The sequence below is a fragment of the Streptomyces dioscori genome (genome assembly GCF_003024195.1).
Lineage (GTDB): Bacteria > Actinomycetota > Actinomycetes > Streptomycetales > Streptomycetaceae > Streptomyces > Streptomyces dioscori.
This window is the reverse complement of sequence record NZ_KZ679063.1, coordinates 16,783-32,888: the sequence shown is the minus strand read 5'-3', so window position 1 is coordinate 32,888 and position 16,106 is coordinate 16,783. Positions and strand designations below refer to the sequence as shown.

Sequence of the window (16,106 nt, the reverse complement as noted above, 5' to 3'; positions counted from 1 at the left end):
CCCTGGACCCGGCAGGGCCGATCGTCCAGCGAATCGGCAGAGCGCATGGGCCATTCACCCATACCTGTGCGGGCGGAACGGAACTAGCGTCGCCTACCGCACCGAGCTGTTCGGTGACCACGACGCAGTGGAGGGGCCGTATGCCGCGCACCAGCCGTATCCAGGGTCTACGGGACCTGTCCGTCGACGCACGCCGACGGATCGTGGCGGAGTCCGCCACCGTCGATCCGCAGCGCATCGCCGCCTTCGCCCCGCAGCACGGCCTCGGTGTCGACCTGGCCGACCACATGATCGAGAACGTGGTCGGGGTCATGGAACTCCCCGTGGGCGTGGCGACCAACTTCACCGTCAACGGCCGTGACGTGCTCGTGCCGATGGCCAGCGAGGAGGCCTCCGTGGTCGCCGCGGCCTCGAACTCGGCCAAGGTGGCCCGCGCCCACGGCGGCTTCTTCACCTCGTCCACCGAGCCGGTCATGCAGGCCCAGGTCCAGATCATCGGTGTCCGGGACCCCGAGGCAGGCCGGCTCCGGCTGCTGGAGGCCCGCCAGGAACTCGTCGAACTGGCCGACGCACAGGACCCGAAGCTGGTCGAGTTCGGCGGTGGAGTACGTGACATCTCGGTGCGGGTCGTCCCCTCCCGGGCCGGCACCTACGTCGTCGCCCATCTGCACGTGGACGTCCGCGACGCGATGGGCGCCAACGCGGTGAACACCATGGCCGAGGCCGTCGCCGTCCGGGCCGGCGAGATCGCGGGCGGGCGTACGCTGCTGCGGATCCTGACCAACAAGGCGGATCTGCGCCTCTCCCGGGCGCGGGCCGTCTTCGACGCCGAGGCGCTGGGCGGCGAGTCCGTGGTCGACGACATCGTGCACGCGGCAGCGCTCGCGGAGGCCGATCCCTACCGTGCGGCCACCCACAACAAGGGCATCATGAACGGCATCTCCGCGGTCGTCCTCGCCACCGGCAACGACACCCGCGCGGTCGAAGCCGGCGCCCATTCCCATGCGATCTCCCCCACCGGGCGCTACACCTCGATGTCGCGCTTCGAGAAGGACGCCGACGGAAACGTCGTCGGAACCCTGGAACTGCCGATGCCGGTCGGTCTGGTGGGCGGTGCGACCAAACTGCACCCGGTGGCGCAGGCCTCGATCGCCCTCCTCGGTGTCACCACCGCGACCGAACTGGCGGAGATCATCGTCGCCGTCGGACTGGCGCAGAACTTCGGCGCGGTACGTGCGCTGGCCACCGAGGGCATCCAGCGCGGGCACATGTCGCTGCACGCCCGCAACGTCGCCCTCACAGCGGGCGCGAGCGCGGAGGAAGTGCCCGCCCTCGTCGCCCGTCTCGTCGCGGACAAGCAGGTCCGCGCCGACCATGCCCAGCGCGTCCTCGCCGAACTGCGCGCCGGCCGCTGACACCGACAGGCGCAACCGAGAGGCGCACGGGCCCGGACGGACGGCCTGGTCCAGGTCATCGCACGCCCGCCGTCGGCCACGTCGCGCCGACAGAACATTCGCCCCCGGTACGGCCGCGGCGCTACGCCCCGGCCCTACCGACAGCACCGCACCACCGGAGGTTTCCCAGTGACCGGCTACGGCATCGATCAGCTGCCCGGACTCCCCGCCCGGGTCACCGTCTGCGAAGTCGGCCCCCGCGACGGGCTGCAGAACGAGTCCGCGACCGTCCCGGCCTCTGTGAAGGCGGAGCTGGTGGAGCGACTGGTCGACGCCGGGCACCGCGTCGTCGAGACCACCGGTCTCGTCCATCCGAAGTGGGTGCCCCAACTCGCCGACGCGGAGGAGGTCCTGCGTCGCATCGACCGCAGGCCGGGCGTGCGGTACCCGGTCCTGGTCCCCAACATGCGGGGCCTGGACCGGGCCGTCGACCTCGGGGTGGAGGACATCGCGGTGTTCGGTTCGGCGACGGAGAGTTTCGCCAGGGCCAACCTCAACCGGACGGTCGAGGAGTCACTGGAGATGTTCGCGCCGGTCGTCGGACGGGCCCGCGAAACCGGCATGCGGGTGCGCGGCTACCTCTCCATGTGCTGGGGCGACCCCTGGGAGGGCGAGGTCCCTGTTCCGCAGGTGGTGTCGGTGGCCACCCGGCTGATCGCGCTGGGCTGCACCGAGTTGTCCCTGGGCGACACCATCGGGGTCGCCACTCCCGGCCGGGTCGCCGCCCTGCTGGACGCCCTCACCGCGGCCGGCGTACCGGTGGAGAGCATCACGGTGCACTTCCACGACACCTACGGTCAGGCCCTCTCCAACACCCTGACCGCGCTGCGGCACGGAGTGACCACCGTCGACGCCTCCGCCGGCGGGCTGGGCGGCTGCCCCTACGCGAAGTCCGCCACCGGCAATCTGGCCACGGAGGATCTGCTGTGGCAGCTCGCGGGCCTCGGCATCGACACCGGGGTGGATCTGGACAAGCTCGTCGAGACGAGTACATGGCTCGCCGATCTGCTCGGCCGGCCCAGCCCTTCCCGCACCGTCCGCGCCCTCGCCGGCGGCTGACCGACCCAGAAAGAGCACACGTATGCCTGTCAACAAGATCGTCGGAAGTGCCGCCGCGGCCGTGGCCGACATCGCCGACGGTGCCGGCCTCGCGGTCGGGGGGTTCGGGCTCTGCGGCATCCCGACGGTACTCATCGAAGCTCTCGCCGACGCCGGCACGACGGACCTCGACGTGACGTCCAACAACTGCGGCACCGACGGGCGAGGTCTCGGCATCCTGCTGGAGCGGCGGCGGATCCGCCGGATCACCGCCTCGTACATCGGCGAGAACAAGGAGTTCGCCCGGCAGTATCTCGCCGGTGAGGTCGAGGTCGAGCTCACTCCGCAGGGCACCCTCGCCGAGCGGCTTCGCGCAGGCGGCTGCGGCATCCCCGCCTTCTACACACCCGCCGGGGTCGGCACGGTGATCGCCGACGGAGGTATGCCGCTGCGCTACGGACCGGAGGGCGAGGTCCTCGTGTCCTCGCCTCCCAAGGAGACCCGGCGCTTCACCACGGAAGGCGTCGAGCGCGACTACGTCCTCGAACACGGCCTCCCCACGGACTTCGCCCTGGTCCGGGCGGCCCGGGGCGACCGCTACGGAAACCTCGCCTTCCATTCCTCGGCGCGGAACTTCAACCCCCTGGCCGCGATGGCCGGACGGGTCACGATCGCCGAGGTCGAAGAGCTGGTCGAGCCCGGCGAACTCGGCCCCGACGAGGTGCATCTGCCCGGCATCTACGTCCATCGCGTCGTCGTACTGACCTCGGAACAAGCCGCGGCGAAAGACATCGAGAAACTGACAGTCCGAGAGGTGACCGCATGAGGACCCGGGACGAGATGGCGGCCCGCGCGGCGGCCGAACTGCGCGACGGCGAGTACGTCAACCTCGGCATCGGGATGCCGACGCTGATCCCCGCCCATGTCCCCGAAGGCGTCGACGTGGTGCTGCACTCGGAGAACGGCCTGCTCGGCGTGGGTGATCACCCCCTGCGCGCGGACGTCGACCCCGACCTGATCAACGCCGGCAAGGAGACAGTGACGCTGCGCCCGGCCGCTTCCGTCTTCGACTCCGCTCTGTCCTTCGGGATGATCCGCGGTGGCAAGGTCGACGTCGCCGTCCTCGGCGCCATGCAGGTCTCCGCGGCCGGCGACCTGGCCAACTGGACCGTACCCGGCCGCATGATCAAGGGCATGGGCGGCGCCATGGACCTCGTCCACGGCGCCCGCCGTGTCATCGTGCTGATGGAACACACCACCCGGACCGGCGAACCGAAGATCGTCGAAAACTGCACCCTGCCGCTGACCGGGAAGGGCGTGGTCGACCGCATCATCACCGACCTCGCCGTCATCGACGTCGGGCCGGACGGACTCACGCTCCACGAGACCGCACCCGGCGTCGGCGCCGACACGGTCCGCGAACGCACGGCGACGGTGCTGCACGGTGCGCGGCGAACGGTCGGCTGAGGCGCCCGCCCGCCGCTCCGCCGCCCGCCCGCCGGTCCGCGTCCCGTTTCCCCTGCCGCCCGCAAGCGGCTGTTGCGGACGGCAGGGCACGGGTCAGGGGGGCGGGGCCACAGGTCAAGCGGGCAGGGCCACAGGTCAGGCAGTGGGCCGCGGGGCACGCAGATGGACCCGCTTCGCCAGTTCCTCCTCGTCGACCAGTTCGAGCATGGGCTTGCCCGGCGCGCACAGCATGGTCACCACGAACCGGGTCCGCGCGTCCGTCAGCGCGTTGCCGTCCTGGTAGTGGATGACGTCGCCGCCCGGCTCCCAGAAGGTGCCGCCCGCCTCCACGACGCGCTCGGGCTCACCCTCCAGCTCGAAGCGGACCGCGCCCTCGATGACGTATCCGAAGGCGGGACCCGAGTGCCGGTGCGGCGGGGTCCCCGGGTCGCCCGGCTCCCACTCGACGTGGATCGTCATGGCCGAGGCACCCTCCGGGACGGTGATCGGCGAGGCGTCCTGGATCATCTTGGCGGCGGTCATCCAACCGGCCGTCGCCCCCTCCTGCGCATCGGTCCCGTGCATGTGTCCTGCATGGCTCTCTGACACTGTGTCGCACCTTCCTGGGGTGATCGAACTGCTCGGCTCTTCCCAGGAATGACCGGACGCGCGGCGGATCTGTGACACGGGGTGCACGGGGTGCGCTGCCGAGTCCCGGCCTGTCGGCTGTCTGTCGGTTCGGCGCCGAACAGTGTCACACTATCTGCCCGCAGACGGTCAGAAGAGCGGTGGGTACGCAGTTCCCCCTCCCCCACCATCGCCATCACCGTCGACGGGAAGACGCCGAAAAGGATGAGAGTCGTTGTTGCAGGTGCCACCGGGCTCATCGGGTCCAGGACGGTCGCCGGACTGCGGGATCACGGCGTGGAGGTCCGCCCTCTCTCTCGCGCCGACGGGGTAGACGTCGTCACGGGCGAGGGACTTCCCGTCGCCCTGCGCGGCGCCGACGTCGTGGTGGACGTCACCGACGCGCCGTCCCGCGCGCAGGCCACGAGTGTGCTGTTCTTCGAGGCGGCGACCGCCAACCTCTTGGACGCCGCCGCCACCGCGGGTGCCGAGCACTATGTGGCCTTGTCCCTGGTCGGCGCCGACCGTGCGCGAGGCGGGTACTTCCACGCGAAGGCACTGCAGGAGGAGCGGTTACGGCGCTCGCCGATCCCTCACTCCATCGTGCGGGCCACGCCCTTCTTCGAGTCCGTGGAGGCCCTTTCGCGCTCGACCACCCACGCGGACGGTGTGCACGTGGCGCCCGTGCCGGTACGGCCCGTGTCGACGGACGACGTCGCCGCCTCGGTCGCTCATGTGGCCGTGGGGCTACCGCTGTTCGGCGTGCTTGAGGTCGCGGGTCCCGAGGAGCACCGTCTCGACGACCTCACCGCCAAGCTGTTGGCCGCCCGCGGTGCCCTGCGCGAGGTCGTATCCGACCCGCGGGCCCCTTTCTTCGGCGCGCTGCTCGAAGAGCGGACGCTGCTTCCCGGGGCCGACGCGCAGCTGGGCCACGGATCAGTCGACCGTTGGCTCGCTGGTCGGTGACCCCCATGGCGGCGGCCGTTCCCCGGGACAGCCGGCGCGGCGGGGCGTGTTCCGTCGGCGAGCAAGCCTCATCACGCCCTTTTCCGTCCGCGACGACGCGTCGCGTTGCTGCAGCGGCCGGGGCCGGAAGACAACACCGATCGGGCATCGCTCGTACTGCGTGTCCGCGCGGCGGGTGCGGGTTCGAGAAAGTGGGCTACACGCCGTCGTCATTCTGTGAACCGTCACCGTCAGACGCATGTCCGCCCGTCATCTGCGTGTATTCATGGGCGGTGGGCTTGCGGATCTGTGCGCCGGCGCCGTGGAGGCCCCGGCTGATCCCGATCCGCAGACGCTGTGCACGCTCCGGCACCGGCACCGGCACGGGTGTGCCGTTCACGGCCTTGGGGGGCGACACCGCAGCGAGCGGCGCGTACTGCTCGTGTGCCGTGAGCTTGTGCAGCTCCTCCTGGCTGAGCGGCTCGTGCACTTCCACGAACTCACCGTTCGGGAGGCGTTTGATGACTCCCGTCTCACGACCGTGCAGTACCTTGTCGCGGTCGCGCCGCTGGAGGCCGAGGGCCCACCGTTTCGTGACGAAGTAGACGATGAGGGGGACGACGAAGAGGCCGACGCGGACCGCCCACGTGACGTCGTCGACCGAGACGTGCAGCCTGATGGCGATGATGTCGTTCGCGGCGCCGATCAGCGCGACCAGGTACACGCTCAGCCAGGCCGCCCCGAGAGCGGTGCGCACGGGCCTGTTGCGCGGCCTGTCGAGCAGATGCTGTTCACGGTCGTCGCCGGTCGCCCAGGCCTCGACGAACGGATAGGCACCCATGGCGAGGAAGAGGCCGGCGCCCACGAGCAGCGGGACGAGGTTGTCGAGGGCGAGGGTGTGGCCCCGGAAGCCGAGCTCCCAGCCGGGCATCACGCGCAGGAGGCCGTCGGCCACGCCCATGTACCAGTCGGGTTGTGAGCCCGCCGAGACCTGGTCCGGCCGGTAGGGCCCGTAGTCCCAGACGGGGTTGATCTGTACGAGCGCCGCGATGACGAGGATGAAGCCCGAGACCAGGAAGAAATACCCTGCGGACTTCACCGCGTACACCTTGAGCGGAATTCCTACGACGTTCTCGTTCGTGCGTCCGGGGCCGGCGTGCTGAGCCGGCCGGTGGCGGACGGACAGCGCCGCACGGGCGACGAACAGCGCGGCGATGAGGGCCGGGATGATCAGGACGTGGATGGTGTTGAACCGGGCCACCAGGTCGTTCCCCGGGAACTCTCCGCCGAACAGAAGCATGGAGAGGTACGTGCCGACGATCGGCATGGAGAGGATCGTTCCGTTGACCACCGCGAGTCCGGTTCCGGACAGGAGGTCGTCCGGCAGGTCGTATCCGGTCAGTCCGCCGAACATGGCCAGGATCAGCAGCAGGAAGCCGAGCACCCAGTGGATCTCGCGGGGCTTGCGGAAGGCACCGGTGAAGAAGACTCGCATCATGTGGACGAACAGGGCGGCCACGAAGACGAGAGCCGCCCAGTGGTGCGCCTGGCGGATGAGCAGGCCGCCGCGGACGTCGAAGGAGATGTGCATCGTCGAGTCGAACGCCTCGGACACCAGCAGCCCGCGCAGTGGCGCGTAACTGCCCTGGTAGACCACCTGCTCCGACGACGGATGGAAGTAGAAGGTCAGGTAGACACCTGTGACGACGAGGACGAGGAAGCTGTAGACACAGATCTGCCCGAGCATGAACGACCAGTGGTCCGGGACGGCCCTGCGCAGCAAGTCTTTCGACGAGGAGCGGTATCCCAGTCGGGCGTCCGCCCAGTCGGCGAGCCTCTCGCCCCTTCGACCCCTCCGGGGTCCGGTCGTCCGGGCTTCTTTCGTCGGTTCGGTGGGGCCACCTGCTTCGAGGGGTCGGTCCTTGCGTCTCATCTTCTACCTCGTTCCACTGCGCGTACCACCGTGACCTGCTACCAGTACGACAGAGCAGTTCACGAAGGTGTGACGGTCAGTGCCGCACAGTGGTCGCGTCAGAACACCGTGTCGCCAGCAGGATCCGAAGGCGTGTCACATGCTCTGCGGCTGACCGGTCAGGGTGTCAAACGCACACAAGGGAAAAGTGGGTGCCGTATGGATCACGAGGGTGCGGTGCCGATCGCAGAGCTGCTCGACGAGCGACGGCATCTGCTGGACATCGCGTTCTGGGTGACGGGTGACAGCGGTGCGGCCGAGGAGGTCGTCGCGGAGACCTATCGGCGCTGGTACGCCCTGTCCGCGCCCGAGCGGAGGTGCGTGACGGCGCCCCGCGCCTGGCTCGTGCAGGTCGGGGGTGCGGTCTGCCTGTCCCGTTCGACGCTGTCGGGACCGCGGGACGGGCACTCCGAAGGTATCGGTACGGCCCCCGGTACGGTCGCGGAGAGCATGGGGTGCACCGAGCCCGAGCCCGAGCGCAGCGAACCGACCAATCCGGTCGACCAGGCCCTCAGGAGTCTCCAGGGACGCCGCTCACGGCCCACCACCACGGAGCGGCACGACACCGTGGTCCAGGCCGTCCAGCAGGCGTGTGCCACGGAGGATCCGGCATCTCTGGCAGCCCTGCTGGCGCCCGACGCCATCGCGTTCTTCGACGGCGGTGGCAAGGTTCGCGCACTGACCGAACCCGTCCACGGCAACGAGCGGATCGCCCACTGTCTGCTGACGCTCCTCGCCCGGCGTCCCCGCACCAGCCTGCACACCCGTTCCGTCAACGGCCGCACCGGACTCGTCGCCCGCTACGACGACCAGGTGGCCGCGGTGATCGGCCTCGACGTCGCGGGCCACCGGGCCGTTCAGGTCTGGGTCGTCCTCAACCCGGACAAACTTCGCTCGTGGAATCCGCAGGACGCCTCCGGACGTCGTTGAGACCTGCACTCCCGGCTCCTCCCGTCGGCTTCTCCCGACTACTCCTCCCGACGGTTTCTCCCGTCTGCTTCTCCCGTCTGCTTCCTTGACAACGCCCGTCCCGCGTCTGTGACAGATTCCCGGGGCGGGATCGAATCCGCCGGCACGTCAGAATCTCTTGCTCCGCCTCTCTTTACATCGATGTAAGGCCTGTGTTGCCATGGGCAACCATCAGCTCGTGTCACGCCGTCCGTCACACCCGGACCTCGATACGTGGGGAGCCAGCGATGCGTGCCCGGCCCATCACTGCTTTGGTCACCGCCCTGTTCGCCCTGCTGCTCGGCCTGATCTGCGCGCCGCAGGCCCCCGCCACGACATCATCGACCGCCGCCACGGCCGCGGCGGCCTCGGGAACCTTCCGCAATCCGCTGAACACGGGGCCCGACCCGTTCATGACGTATGCGAACGGGGCCTACCACCTCACCACCACCCAGGGCGGCAGCATCAAGATGTGGCGTTCCCCCTCGCTGGGAACCCTGCTCGACGCCGAACCGATCACCGTGTGGACGGACACCGACGCCTCGCGCAACCAGCACATCTGGGCAGCCGAGTTCTACCGCTTCGACAGCCGCTGGTACATGTACTACACGGCCGACGACGGGGTGGACGACCACCACCGGCTCTACGTCCTGGAGTCGGCCGGCGACGACCCGGCGGGGCCCTACCACTTCAAGGCGAAGCTGACCCCGCCCAACCACACGAACGACTTCGCCATCGACCCCGGCATCCTCCAGCACAACGGCCGGCTCTATCTCGCCTACAGCGGCATCAACGCGTACCAGCACAACGGGCTGAACATCGCGCCCATGTCGAACCCGTACACCGTCTCGGGCAACGCCGTCGCGCTGAACGGGGCGGGAGGCTGCCCGGAGGTCCGCGAGGGGCCCGAGTTCCTTTACCGCAACGGCCGTACCTGGATGACGTACTCGACGTGCGACACCGGGAAGCCCGACTACCAGGTGTGGGAGATGTCCCTGCCGAGCGGAGCCGACCCGCTGGTGGCCGGCAACTGGACGCAGCGCAGCGGGCCCGTCTTCGCACGCAACGACGCCAGGGGCGTGTTCGGCCCCGGCCACCACGCCTTCTTCCGCTCCCCCGACGGGACGGAGGACTGGATCATCTACCACGCCAAGACCACGTCGGACCTCACCTACAGCAACCGCACGACGCGTGCCCAGAAGATCGGCTGGCGGGCGGACGGAGGCCCTGATCTCGGCACCCCGCTCGCCCTGGGCGCCACGCAGAACCTGCCCTCCGGCGACCCCGGGTCCGGCAACCACTGGATCAACGACGACGGCCGTTCCAGCGGCAACGGCACGGTGACGTACCAGGGTTCGTGGAACTCGGGCACCGGCTGCGCCGCGCAGTGCTTCTGGGGCGACGACCACTGGAGCAACGGGGCCGGCAACACCGCGACGTTCACGTTCACGGGCACCAGGATCGCGCTGCTGTCCGTGAAGGACACCGGCAACGGCATAGCCGGCATCCGCGTCGACGGGGGCGCCGAACAGCGCGTCGACTTCTACGGCGCCATCCGCACCGGCGAGACGCTCCAGTACCTCAGCCCACGCCTGCCGTACGGCACACACACCCTGCAGGTCCGGGTCACCGGGGAACGCAACTCCTCCGCCGGGGCGGCGTTCGTGAGCGTGGACCGCGCCGAGGTCTACACGGACTGACGCTCTCCGTTCACAGCAGGTTCCGCGGACGGCCGGGGTCGCGCGCATCACGGGGTTTCCTGTCGCGATCCCGGCCGCTCTTCTCTTCGTCCTCCCGGCCAGTGCATTGACACTGTTGTGAGGTCGGTTCACACGATGGCGGTGGTGTCGCCGCATCCGTCTATACGCACTGTGTATAGTCGGCGCAGACCGGTCGGCGGATTCCACGCCGCGCCGCCGCTCCGTCCGCCCGACCGAGATGCTCGGCACCCCATGCCCTCACGTTGCCAGGCCCGGTCACCAGGCCTCACGGACGGCACACACCCGCAGGAGAGGAACCTTGTGAGCCCGCGTCTGCAACGACATTTCGGAGGACTTCGCGCGCTGGGCCTCGGCATGCGATTCGCCCTGGCCGGCGGCCGGGAGGGCATGGTCCGCACCGCCCTGACGGCCGTCGGGGTGGGGCTGGGCGTAGCCATGCTGCTGCTCGCCGCGTCCGTACCGACCGCACGCCACCACCGCGACGAGCGCACCCACGCCCGTATCGACGTCAATCTCGACGATCGCGCCATCGACGCCTCGGATCACACCGTGTTGATCAGCGACATCGACACCGTGTTCCGTGGCAAGGAGATCCGGGGGCGCATGGTGCAGCAGGAGGGGAGCGCCGCGCCGCTTCCGCCCGGCGTCCGGCGTCTGCCCCGCCCTGGAGAGATGGTGGTGTCACCCGCACTGCGCCGGCTGCTGGCCTCACCCGGCAGCCATCTGTTGCGCGAGCGACTCGCCCACCCCGTCGCGGGAGAGGTCGCTGACGCGGGTCTGCTCGACCCGGGCGAGTACGTCTTCTACCTGGGCGGGAGTCACATGGTGGAGGGCGTCGGGGACACACGGCGGCTGGACCACTTCGGCAAGGCCTATCCGAGGAAGCCCCTCTCCCCCGAACTGGTCCTGCTCGGCATCGCGGGGATCGTCGTGCTGCTCGTCCCGATAGGCGTCTTCATCGCCGCGGCCGTCCGGTTCGGCGGTGAGCACCGGGACCGACGGCTGGCCGCGCTGCGTCTGGTCGGCGCCGACCGCCGGACGACGGCCACCGTCGCCGCGGGCGAGGTCGCGCTCAGCACACTGGCCGGCACCGCACTGGGTGCGGTCCTGTTCCTGACAGGCCGCCAGTTCGCGGGGCTGGTGGAGATACAGGGGCTGGGCGTCTTCACCGAGGACCTCACCCCGGAGCCCGTGCTGGTGCCCGTCACTGTCGTCGCCGTCTTCATGCTCGGCCTCCTCGTCACGCGCCTGTCGATGCACAAGGTGGTCGTGGAACCCCTCGGAGTCGTCCGCAGGTCGGGCGGAACCACCCGGCGCCTCTGGTGGCGCATCGCGCTCCCTGTGCTCGGACTGGTCCTGCTGCGGGTGATCGTCCAGAGCCCCGCCGGCCTGCGCGGCGGCTCCGGTGTCGTCCTGGTGGCTGTCGGCATGCTCGCGCTGCTCGTCGGCGTCACCGCCGTGCTGCCCTGGGCCGTGGACCGTCTCACCCGGCTGTGCGGTGGCTTCGGTCCGCTGTCCTGGCAACTCGCTCTGCGCAGAATGCAGTTGAGCGGTGAGACCGCCACCCGCTCGGTCAACGGGATCGCCGTCGCCGTGGCGGGTGCCGTGGCGCTGCAGACCCTCTTCACCGGACTCGCCCACGGTCCGGCGGACGGCGCGGCCCCAACGGCCCACCGCGCGCCCTCGTCCCACACGCGCACCGCTGTCGCCCGCCTCGCCGCCGGAGCAGGGAACACAGCGGCGTACGCTCCGGTCCTCGCCGCGACTCCCGGCGTGCGGGAGGCCGTCGGTTTCGCGGAGTTGTCCGTGAACCCTCCGGACGGCGGATTCACGCGGACAGTCCGCGTCGCCGACTGCGCCCAGCTGCGCCGACTCGCGTCACTGCCTTCCTGTTCCGACGGGGACGCCTTCCTCACCACACCTGTCGGCATGGACCGCGCCCACGACGTGACCACCTGGCAGGCCGGCATGACGCTGCGCGTAGGAGCGGACGGACCCGGATGGCGGACCCCGCGCATCACCGCGACCGTCCCCGTCACGAGCGCCGATCCCCCGGGCGACGCCGCCGAACGGATACTGCTCGCCACACCCGGGGCGGCCGGACCGACGGGTATGGAAGACGCTGTCGGCACCATCAGGCTCACCTACACGACCACCATCGAGGACGTGCAGGACCGCATCCGAACCACCGCTGCCCGGCTGGACCCGTCCTTCGCCGTCGACTTCCCGGGACGGCCCGAGAAGGACACGGCCCTCGACGGGATCTGGCGGGCGCTGCTGGCCGGGGTGGCGGCCGTCCTGCTGCTGATCGCGGCAAGCATGCTGCTCGGCGCGCTGGAGCAGATCCGGGACCGCGCACGGGTCCTGGCCGTGCTGTCCGCGTTCGGCACCCGGCGCCGTACGCTCGCCGGATCCGTGCTCTGGCAGACCGCGCTCCCGGTCGGACTGGGCCTGCTCGTCGCCGGGTTGACCGGTACCACGCTCGGCGGCGCGCTGCTCGGTATCGTCGGCAGGCCCATGGTCCACGACTGGAGCGCTCTGCTGGCCACAGCCGGCATCGGCGCGGTCGCCTCCGTCGGAGTGACCCTGCTGACCCTGCCCACGCTGTGGCGGTCCACGCGGCCTCAGGGGCTGCGGCACGAGTGAGCGCCCGGTCCGAAGCGGCCCTGTGCCCCGTCATGAAGCCCTGGACAGGGCGGAACACCCGTCGGGCGGCACCACCACGGCCTCCCGGGCCGCGGTTCGGCCGATCATCGCGGCCCGGGCGTCCGCGGTGATCGCAGGGACCTTTCGTACCGGTTCTTCCTCGGGCCGTCGCTCCCGCCGCGTGCCTTAATGCCCAGGGCCGGAGCCGTCACGAGGGCATCCGGCAGAGCGCGGCGTGAGGTGATTCCGAGCTTGGTGTAGACCTTGCGCAGATGCCACTCCACCGTGTGGGGGCTGATGAACAGTTCCGCGCCGATCTTCGCGTTGGTCAGGCCGTCCGCGGCGAGGGTCGCGATCTGGGACTCCTGCGGGGTCAGGTCAGCGGCCGGCACGGCCACGCGCGTCCGGACGTGCTCGCCGGTGGCGATCAACTCGCGACGGGTCCGCTCGGCGAAGGCGTCCGCCCGCATGCCGTCGAACATCTCGTACGCCTCGCGAAGATGCTCACGGGCCAGCGCGGGACGGCGGCTCCGACGCAGCCACTCGCCGTACAGGAGGTGCGTACGGGCGACCTCCACGGCCACCCGGCCGCGGCCGAACTCCTCGATCGCGGTCCGGTAGAGGCTGTCGGCCTCGTCGCCGTCCGCGAGCAGTGCCCGGCTGCGGGCGCAGGCGCCGCGGGCCCAGCCTGAATCGGCGGCGCGGCTCAGTTCGACCAGCCGGTCGAGTGAGGTCCGGGCCTGGTCGAGTTTGCCGCACCGGGTGGCGGCCTCGATGTGTTCGACCAGCGAGAGACCGGTGAAGTTGAAACCGTCGTGCTCGATGCCGGATCGTGCGGCGACCAGGGCTTCCTCGTAGCGTGCCAGCCCGTTGAACAGCACGCCCTGGATGTAACCCATGGCGCCCAGGAGAGATACCTCGCCACGTTCCACGGCGCTGGCCCGGGCCTCCTCGACGATGCCGGCGGCGACATCGGCGTCGCCTTTCCAGGCGGCGAGGACGAGTGCGGCGTACTTGTGCGGGGCGTGACCGGTCGCGGCGGCGATCGCGTCGGCCTCGTCGATCATCCGGGCCGCCTCGGCGAAGTCGCCGTAGTGGATGTGGACCCCGCCGGCGTAGATGAGTGCAGGCGGCAGCGCACCGAGCGCTCCGACGTCGCGGGCCAGGCGCACCGCACGGGTCGCCAGGACGTCCCACGCGTGCAGGTCCCACGCGTAGTGGATGAAGGCCTCCAGCGCGACCGGGGCCAGCAGGAGCCAGCGCATCGTGGCCTCACGGGTGGGAAGTTCCTCGGTCGCGAGGAGTTCCAGGGCGCTGCGCAGGGTCGTGAGACCGGTGTCGTAGTCATCGGCGAGAAGTGCGGCCACCCCGTCCAGAAGGAGGTCGGCTGCCGCCGATCCCGACGGTGGCGCTCCGGAGGCGCGGGCTGCGACGGCCGCGGCGCGTGCGCCGGTCGGACCGTGGAGCCTGCCCGCGAAGATCGTGGCGCTGATCGCTTCGAGGTAGGTCTCCCGCGCCAATGGCGATCCGGCGGCGGCGAACTGTGCGGCGGCCGCGAGGAGCAGGGGCGCGGCCTCGTCGCTGCGGCTGCGGGCGAAGAGGATCCGCGCGCGCAGGCGCGCCAGGCGTGCACGGTTCAGCGCGCCGAGGGGGCACAGTTCGGCGAGAGTCGCCTGCTCCGTCGCCCGGTCGGGTGCGGCCGCCGAGAAGTGTGCCTCGGCGGCTGCGACGGCCCGGCGCCCGCGGGAGCCGGCGTCCGGCGTCAACTGGGCTGCCCGCTCCAGCAGTACGGCTTCGGCGGCGATGTCGCCGCGCTGCCGCGCGCGGTCCGCCGCCTGTTCCAGACCCGCGGCCACGTCCTCGTCGGGTCCGGTGGCGGCCTGGGCGGCGTGCCAGGCGCGCCGGTCGGGGTCCGCGGCCGGGTCCGTGGCCGCGGCCAGCGCCCTGTGCACCGCTCGGCGTTCCTCGGGGTCGGCCTGGTGATAGACCGCCGAACGGGCCAACGGGTGCCGGAATCGGATGGACCCGTGAAGATCGATCAGACCGGCGGCCCGGGCCGGTTCGGCGTCGGGGGTGACCTCAAGTGCGGCGGCCGCACGTACCAGCAGGGCCGCGTCACCGACCGGTTCCGCGGCGGCGATCAGCAACAGCGTCCGGGTCGCTCGTGGCAGCGGACCGAGCCGTTCGGCGAAGTCCCGCTCGACACGGCTCGACACCGTTCCCCGGGCGCTGCGGTACGTGGAGGAGTCCAGGCCGTAGGCCAGCTCCGCGGCGCTTCGGCCGCGGGAGAACTCAAGAAGCGCGAGCGGGTTGCCGTGCATCTCGGCCACGAAGCGGTCCCTGACGCGCTTCTCCAGTCGCCCGCCGACGGTACTGCCCAGGAGTTCCGCGGCCGCGGCCGCGTCGAGACCGCCGATCCGCGACTCCGGCAGACCGGCGAGCGCGGCCTGTCCCTCGGGGTCGCGTGCCGCGAACACCATGGCGACGGCCTCGGCGAGCAGCCGCCGGGCCACGAACTCAAGTGTCTGCAGGGACACTTGATCCAGCCACTGGGCATCGTCGACCACGACGAGCACCGGTCGGGTCTCGGAGGCCCGGGTGAGCAGGGTCAGCACGGCCAGGCCGACCAGGAAGCGGTCGGGCGGGTCTCCGGCCGCCATCCCGAACGCCACGCGCAGCGCTCCACGCTGGGGGCCTGGGAGCGCGTCCAGCTGGGCGAGGAAGGGCGCGCACAGTTGGTGCAGGCTCGCGTAGGGCAGCTCCATGTCCGCCTCGACGCCCTGTGCCCGGGTGACCGTCACATGGCCCGCCTTGGCCACCGCGTACTCCAGAAGTACCGACTTCCCGATGCCGGCCTCGCCGCGGAGCACCTGTACGCGGGACTCGCCTGCGCGCAGCGCGACCAGAAGTTCGTCGAGCACCGCGCATTCACGGTGTCGCCCGACCGGGTCGGAATGCGAGCTGGCGATCATGGGAGGCGACTCCTGGAGACTCGGCGGACGGCTGCCCCGGCGGATGTCGGGGTGATCGCTGGACGACGTGGGCGGGACCTCGCGGCGGCGGGGTGCAAAACCCTTGCGAACTGCGTGTCTGCTCCATCCTCGCGGTGCTGTGACTGTGCGTGGGACTGGCCCGCGCACACCCGTTTCATCAGGTTGACCGGGATGTGGCTGAATCTGTGACGAGCGCAGGCCCTAGCTTTTCCGAACCGGAAGTCGATCTTCGCTTGGCACATCGGGAACACGCAATGAGGTGGGCGGGGGCCGGCCGGGCCTCCTGCCCACCCGTTCCGATGACCGCACGCGGTCG

Annotated in this window: 11 protein-coding genes; 8 read left to right on the top strand and 3 right to left on the bottom strand. The window is 70.6% G+C overall.

The window, feature by feature from the left end; genetic code table 11:
- Positions 1-140: 140 nt before the first annotated feature.
- From C6Y14_RS41275 to C6Y14_RS41260, 4 genes are all read left to right on the top strand, one after another.
- The gene (locus tag C6Y14_RS41275; RefSeq protein ID WP_107022078.1) at positions 141-1,415 is read left to right on the top strand and encodes a hydroxymethylglutaryl-CoA reductase, degradative; all 1,275 of its coding nucleotides are present in this window, start codon (positions 141-143) and stop codon (positions 1,413-1,415) included.
- 168 nt (positions 1,416-1,583) lie between these two features.
- Positions 1,584-2,513 carry a hydroxymethylglutaryl-CoA lyase gene (locus C6Y14_RS41270; RefSeq protein ID WP_199855049.1) on the top strand — a complete coding sequence of 310 codons (930 nt, stop codon included), beginning with the start codon at positions 1,584-1,586 and terminating at the stop codon, positions 2,511-2,513.
- Between the two features lie 22 nt (positions 2,514-2,535).
- On the top strand, positions 2,536-3,318 hold the full coding sequence (locus tag C6Y14_RS41265; RefSeq protein ID WP_107022077.1) for a CoA transferase subunit A: 783 nt from the start codon (positions 2,536-2,538) through the stop codon (positions 3,316-3,318).
- Positions 3,315-3,959, top strand: a complete 645-nt coding sequence (locus C6Y14_RS41260) for a 3-oxoacid CoA-transferase subunit B (protein ID WP_199855048.1) — start codon at positions 3,315-3,317, stop codon at positions 3,957-3,959. Before C6Y14_RS41265 ends, C6Y14_RS41260 begins: the two co-directional genes overlap by 4 nt.
- A gap of 135 nt (positions 3,960-4,094) precedes the next feature.
- On the opposite strand, the gene C6Y14_RS41255 is transcribed toward C6Y14_RS41260, so the two are convergent.
- Positions 4,095-4,523, bottom strand: a complete 429-nt coding sequence (locus C6Y14_RS41255) for a cupin domain-containing protein (RefSeq protein ID WP_199855047.1) — start codon at positions 4,521-4,523, stop codon at positions 4,095-4,097.
- Positions 4,524-4,790: 267 nt separating this feature from the next.
- On the opposite strand from C6Y14_RS41255, the gene C6Y14_RS41250 reads away from it, so the two are divergent.
- Positions 4,791-5,531 (top strand): SDR family oxidoreductase, encoded by a 741-nt coding sequence (locus C6Y14_RS41250; protein ID WP_107022075.1) that lies wholly within the window; start codon positions 4,791-4,793, stop codon positions 5,529-5,531.
- Positions 5,532-5,727: 196 nt separating this feature from the next.
- Here the strand turns inward: C6Y14_RS41250 and qcrB are convergent, their stop codons facing one another.
- The gene (gene qcrB / locus C6Y14_RS41245) at positions 5,728-7,443 is read right to left on the bottom strand and encodes a cytochrome bc1 complex cytochrome b subunit (RefSeq protein ID WP_107022074.1); all 1,716 of its coding nucleotides are present in this window, start codon (positions 7,441-7,443) and stop codon (positions 5,728-5,730) included.
- A gap of 198 nt (positions 7,444-7,641) precedes the next feature.
- Between qcrB and C6Y14_RS41240 the strand changes: the two genes are divergently transcribed.
- The 3 genes from C6Y14_RS41240 (at position 7,642) to C6Y14_RS41230 (ending at position 12,797) form a co-directional block, all read left to right on the top strand.
- On the top strand, positions 7,642-8,412 hold the full coding sequence (locus C6Y14_RS41240; RefSeq protein WP_107022073.1) for a sigma-70 family RNA polymerase sigma factor family protein: 771 nt from the start codon (positions 7,642-7,644) through the stop codon (positions 8,410-8,412).
- A 266-nt stretch (positions 8,413-8,678) separates the two neighbouring features.
- The gene (locus C6Y14_RS41235; RefSeq protein WP_107022072.1) at positions 8,679-10,130 is read left to right on the top strand and encodes a glycoside hydrolase family 43 protein; all 1,452 of its coding nucleotides are present in this window, start codon (positions 8,679-8,681) and stop codon (positions 10,128-10,130) included.
- Between the two features lie 375 nt (positions 10,131-10,505).
- Positions 10,506-12,797: an FtsX-like permease family protein gene (locus C6Y14_RS41230; RefSeq protein WP_159074408.1), complete on the top strand. Its 2,292-nt coding sequence runs from the start codon at positions 10,506-10,508 to the stop codon at positions 12,795-12,797.
- 104 nt (positions 12,798-12,901) lie between these two features.
- Here the strand turns inward: C6Y14_RS41230 and C6Y14_RS41225 are convergent, their stop codons facing one another.
- Entirely contained in the window at positions 12,902-15,769 is a 2,868-nt protein-coding gene (locus C6Y14_RS41225) for a helix-turn-helix transcriptional regulator (protein WP_107022070.1), read from the bottom strand.
- Between the last annotated feature and the right edge of the window lie 337 nt (positions 15,770-16,106).

Coding starts and splice junctions, on each gene's coding strand:
- C6Y14_RS41275 (WP_107022078.1), top strand. CDS start 141: ATGCCGCGCACCAGCCGTATCCAGGGTCTACGGGACCTGTCCGTCGAC.
- C6Y14_RS41265 (WP_107022077.1), top strand. CDS start 2,536: ATGCCTGTCAACAAGATCGTCGGAAGTGCCGCCGCGGCCGTGGCCGAC.
- C6Y14_RS41260 (WP_199855048.1), top strand. CDS start 3,315: ATGAGGACCCGGGACGAGATGGCGGCCCGCGCGGCGGCCGAACTGCGC.
- C6Y14_RS41255 (WP_199855047.1), bottom strand. CDS start 4,523: ATGCACGGGACCGATGCGCAGGAGGGGGCGACGGCCGGTTGGATGACC.
- C6Y14_RS41250 (WP_107022075.1), top strand. CDS start 4,791: ATGAGAGTCGTTGTTGCAGGTGCCACCGGGCTCATCGGGTCCAGGACG.
- qcrB (WP_107022074.1), bottom strand. CDS start 7,443: ATGAGACGCAAGGACCGACCCCTCGAAGCAGGTGGCCCCACCGAACCG.
- C6Y14_RS41240 (WP_107022073.1), top strand. CDS start 7,642: ATGGATCACGAGGGTGCGGTGCCGATCGCAGAGCTGCTCGACGAGCGA.
- C6Y14_RS41235 (WP_107022072.1), top strand. CDS start 8,679: ATGCGTGCCCGGCCCATCACTGCTTTGGTCACCGCCCTGTTCGCCCTG.
- C6Y14_RS41230 (WP_159074408.1), top strand. CDS start 10,506: ATGCGATTCGCCCTGGCCGGCGGCCGGGAGGGCATGGTCCGCACCGCC.
- C6Y14_RS41225 (WP_107022070.1), bottom strand. CDS start 15,769: ATGATCGCCAGCTCGCATTCCGACCCGGTCGGGCGACACCGTGAATGC.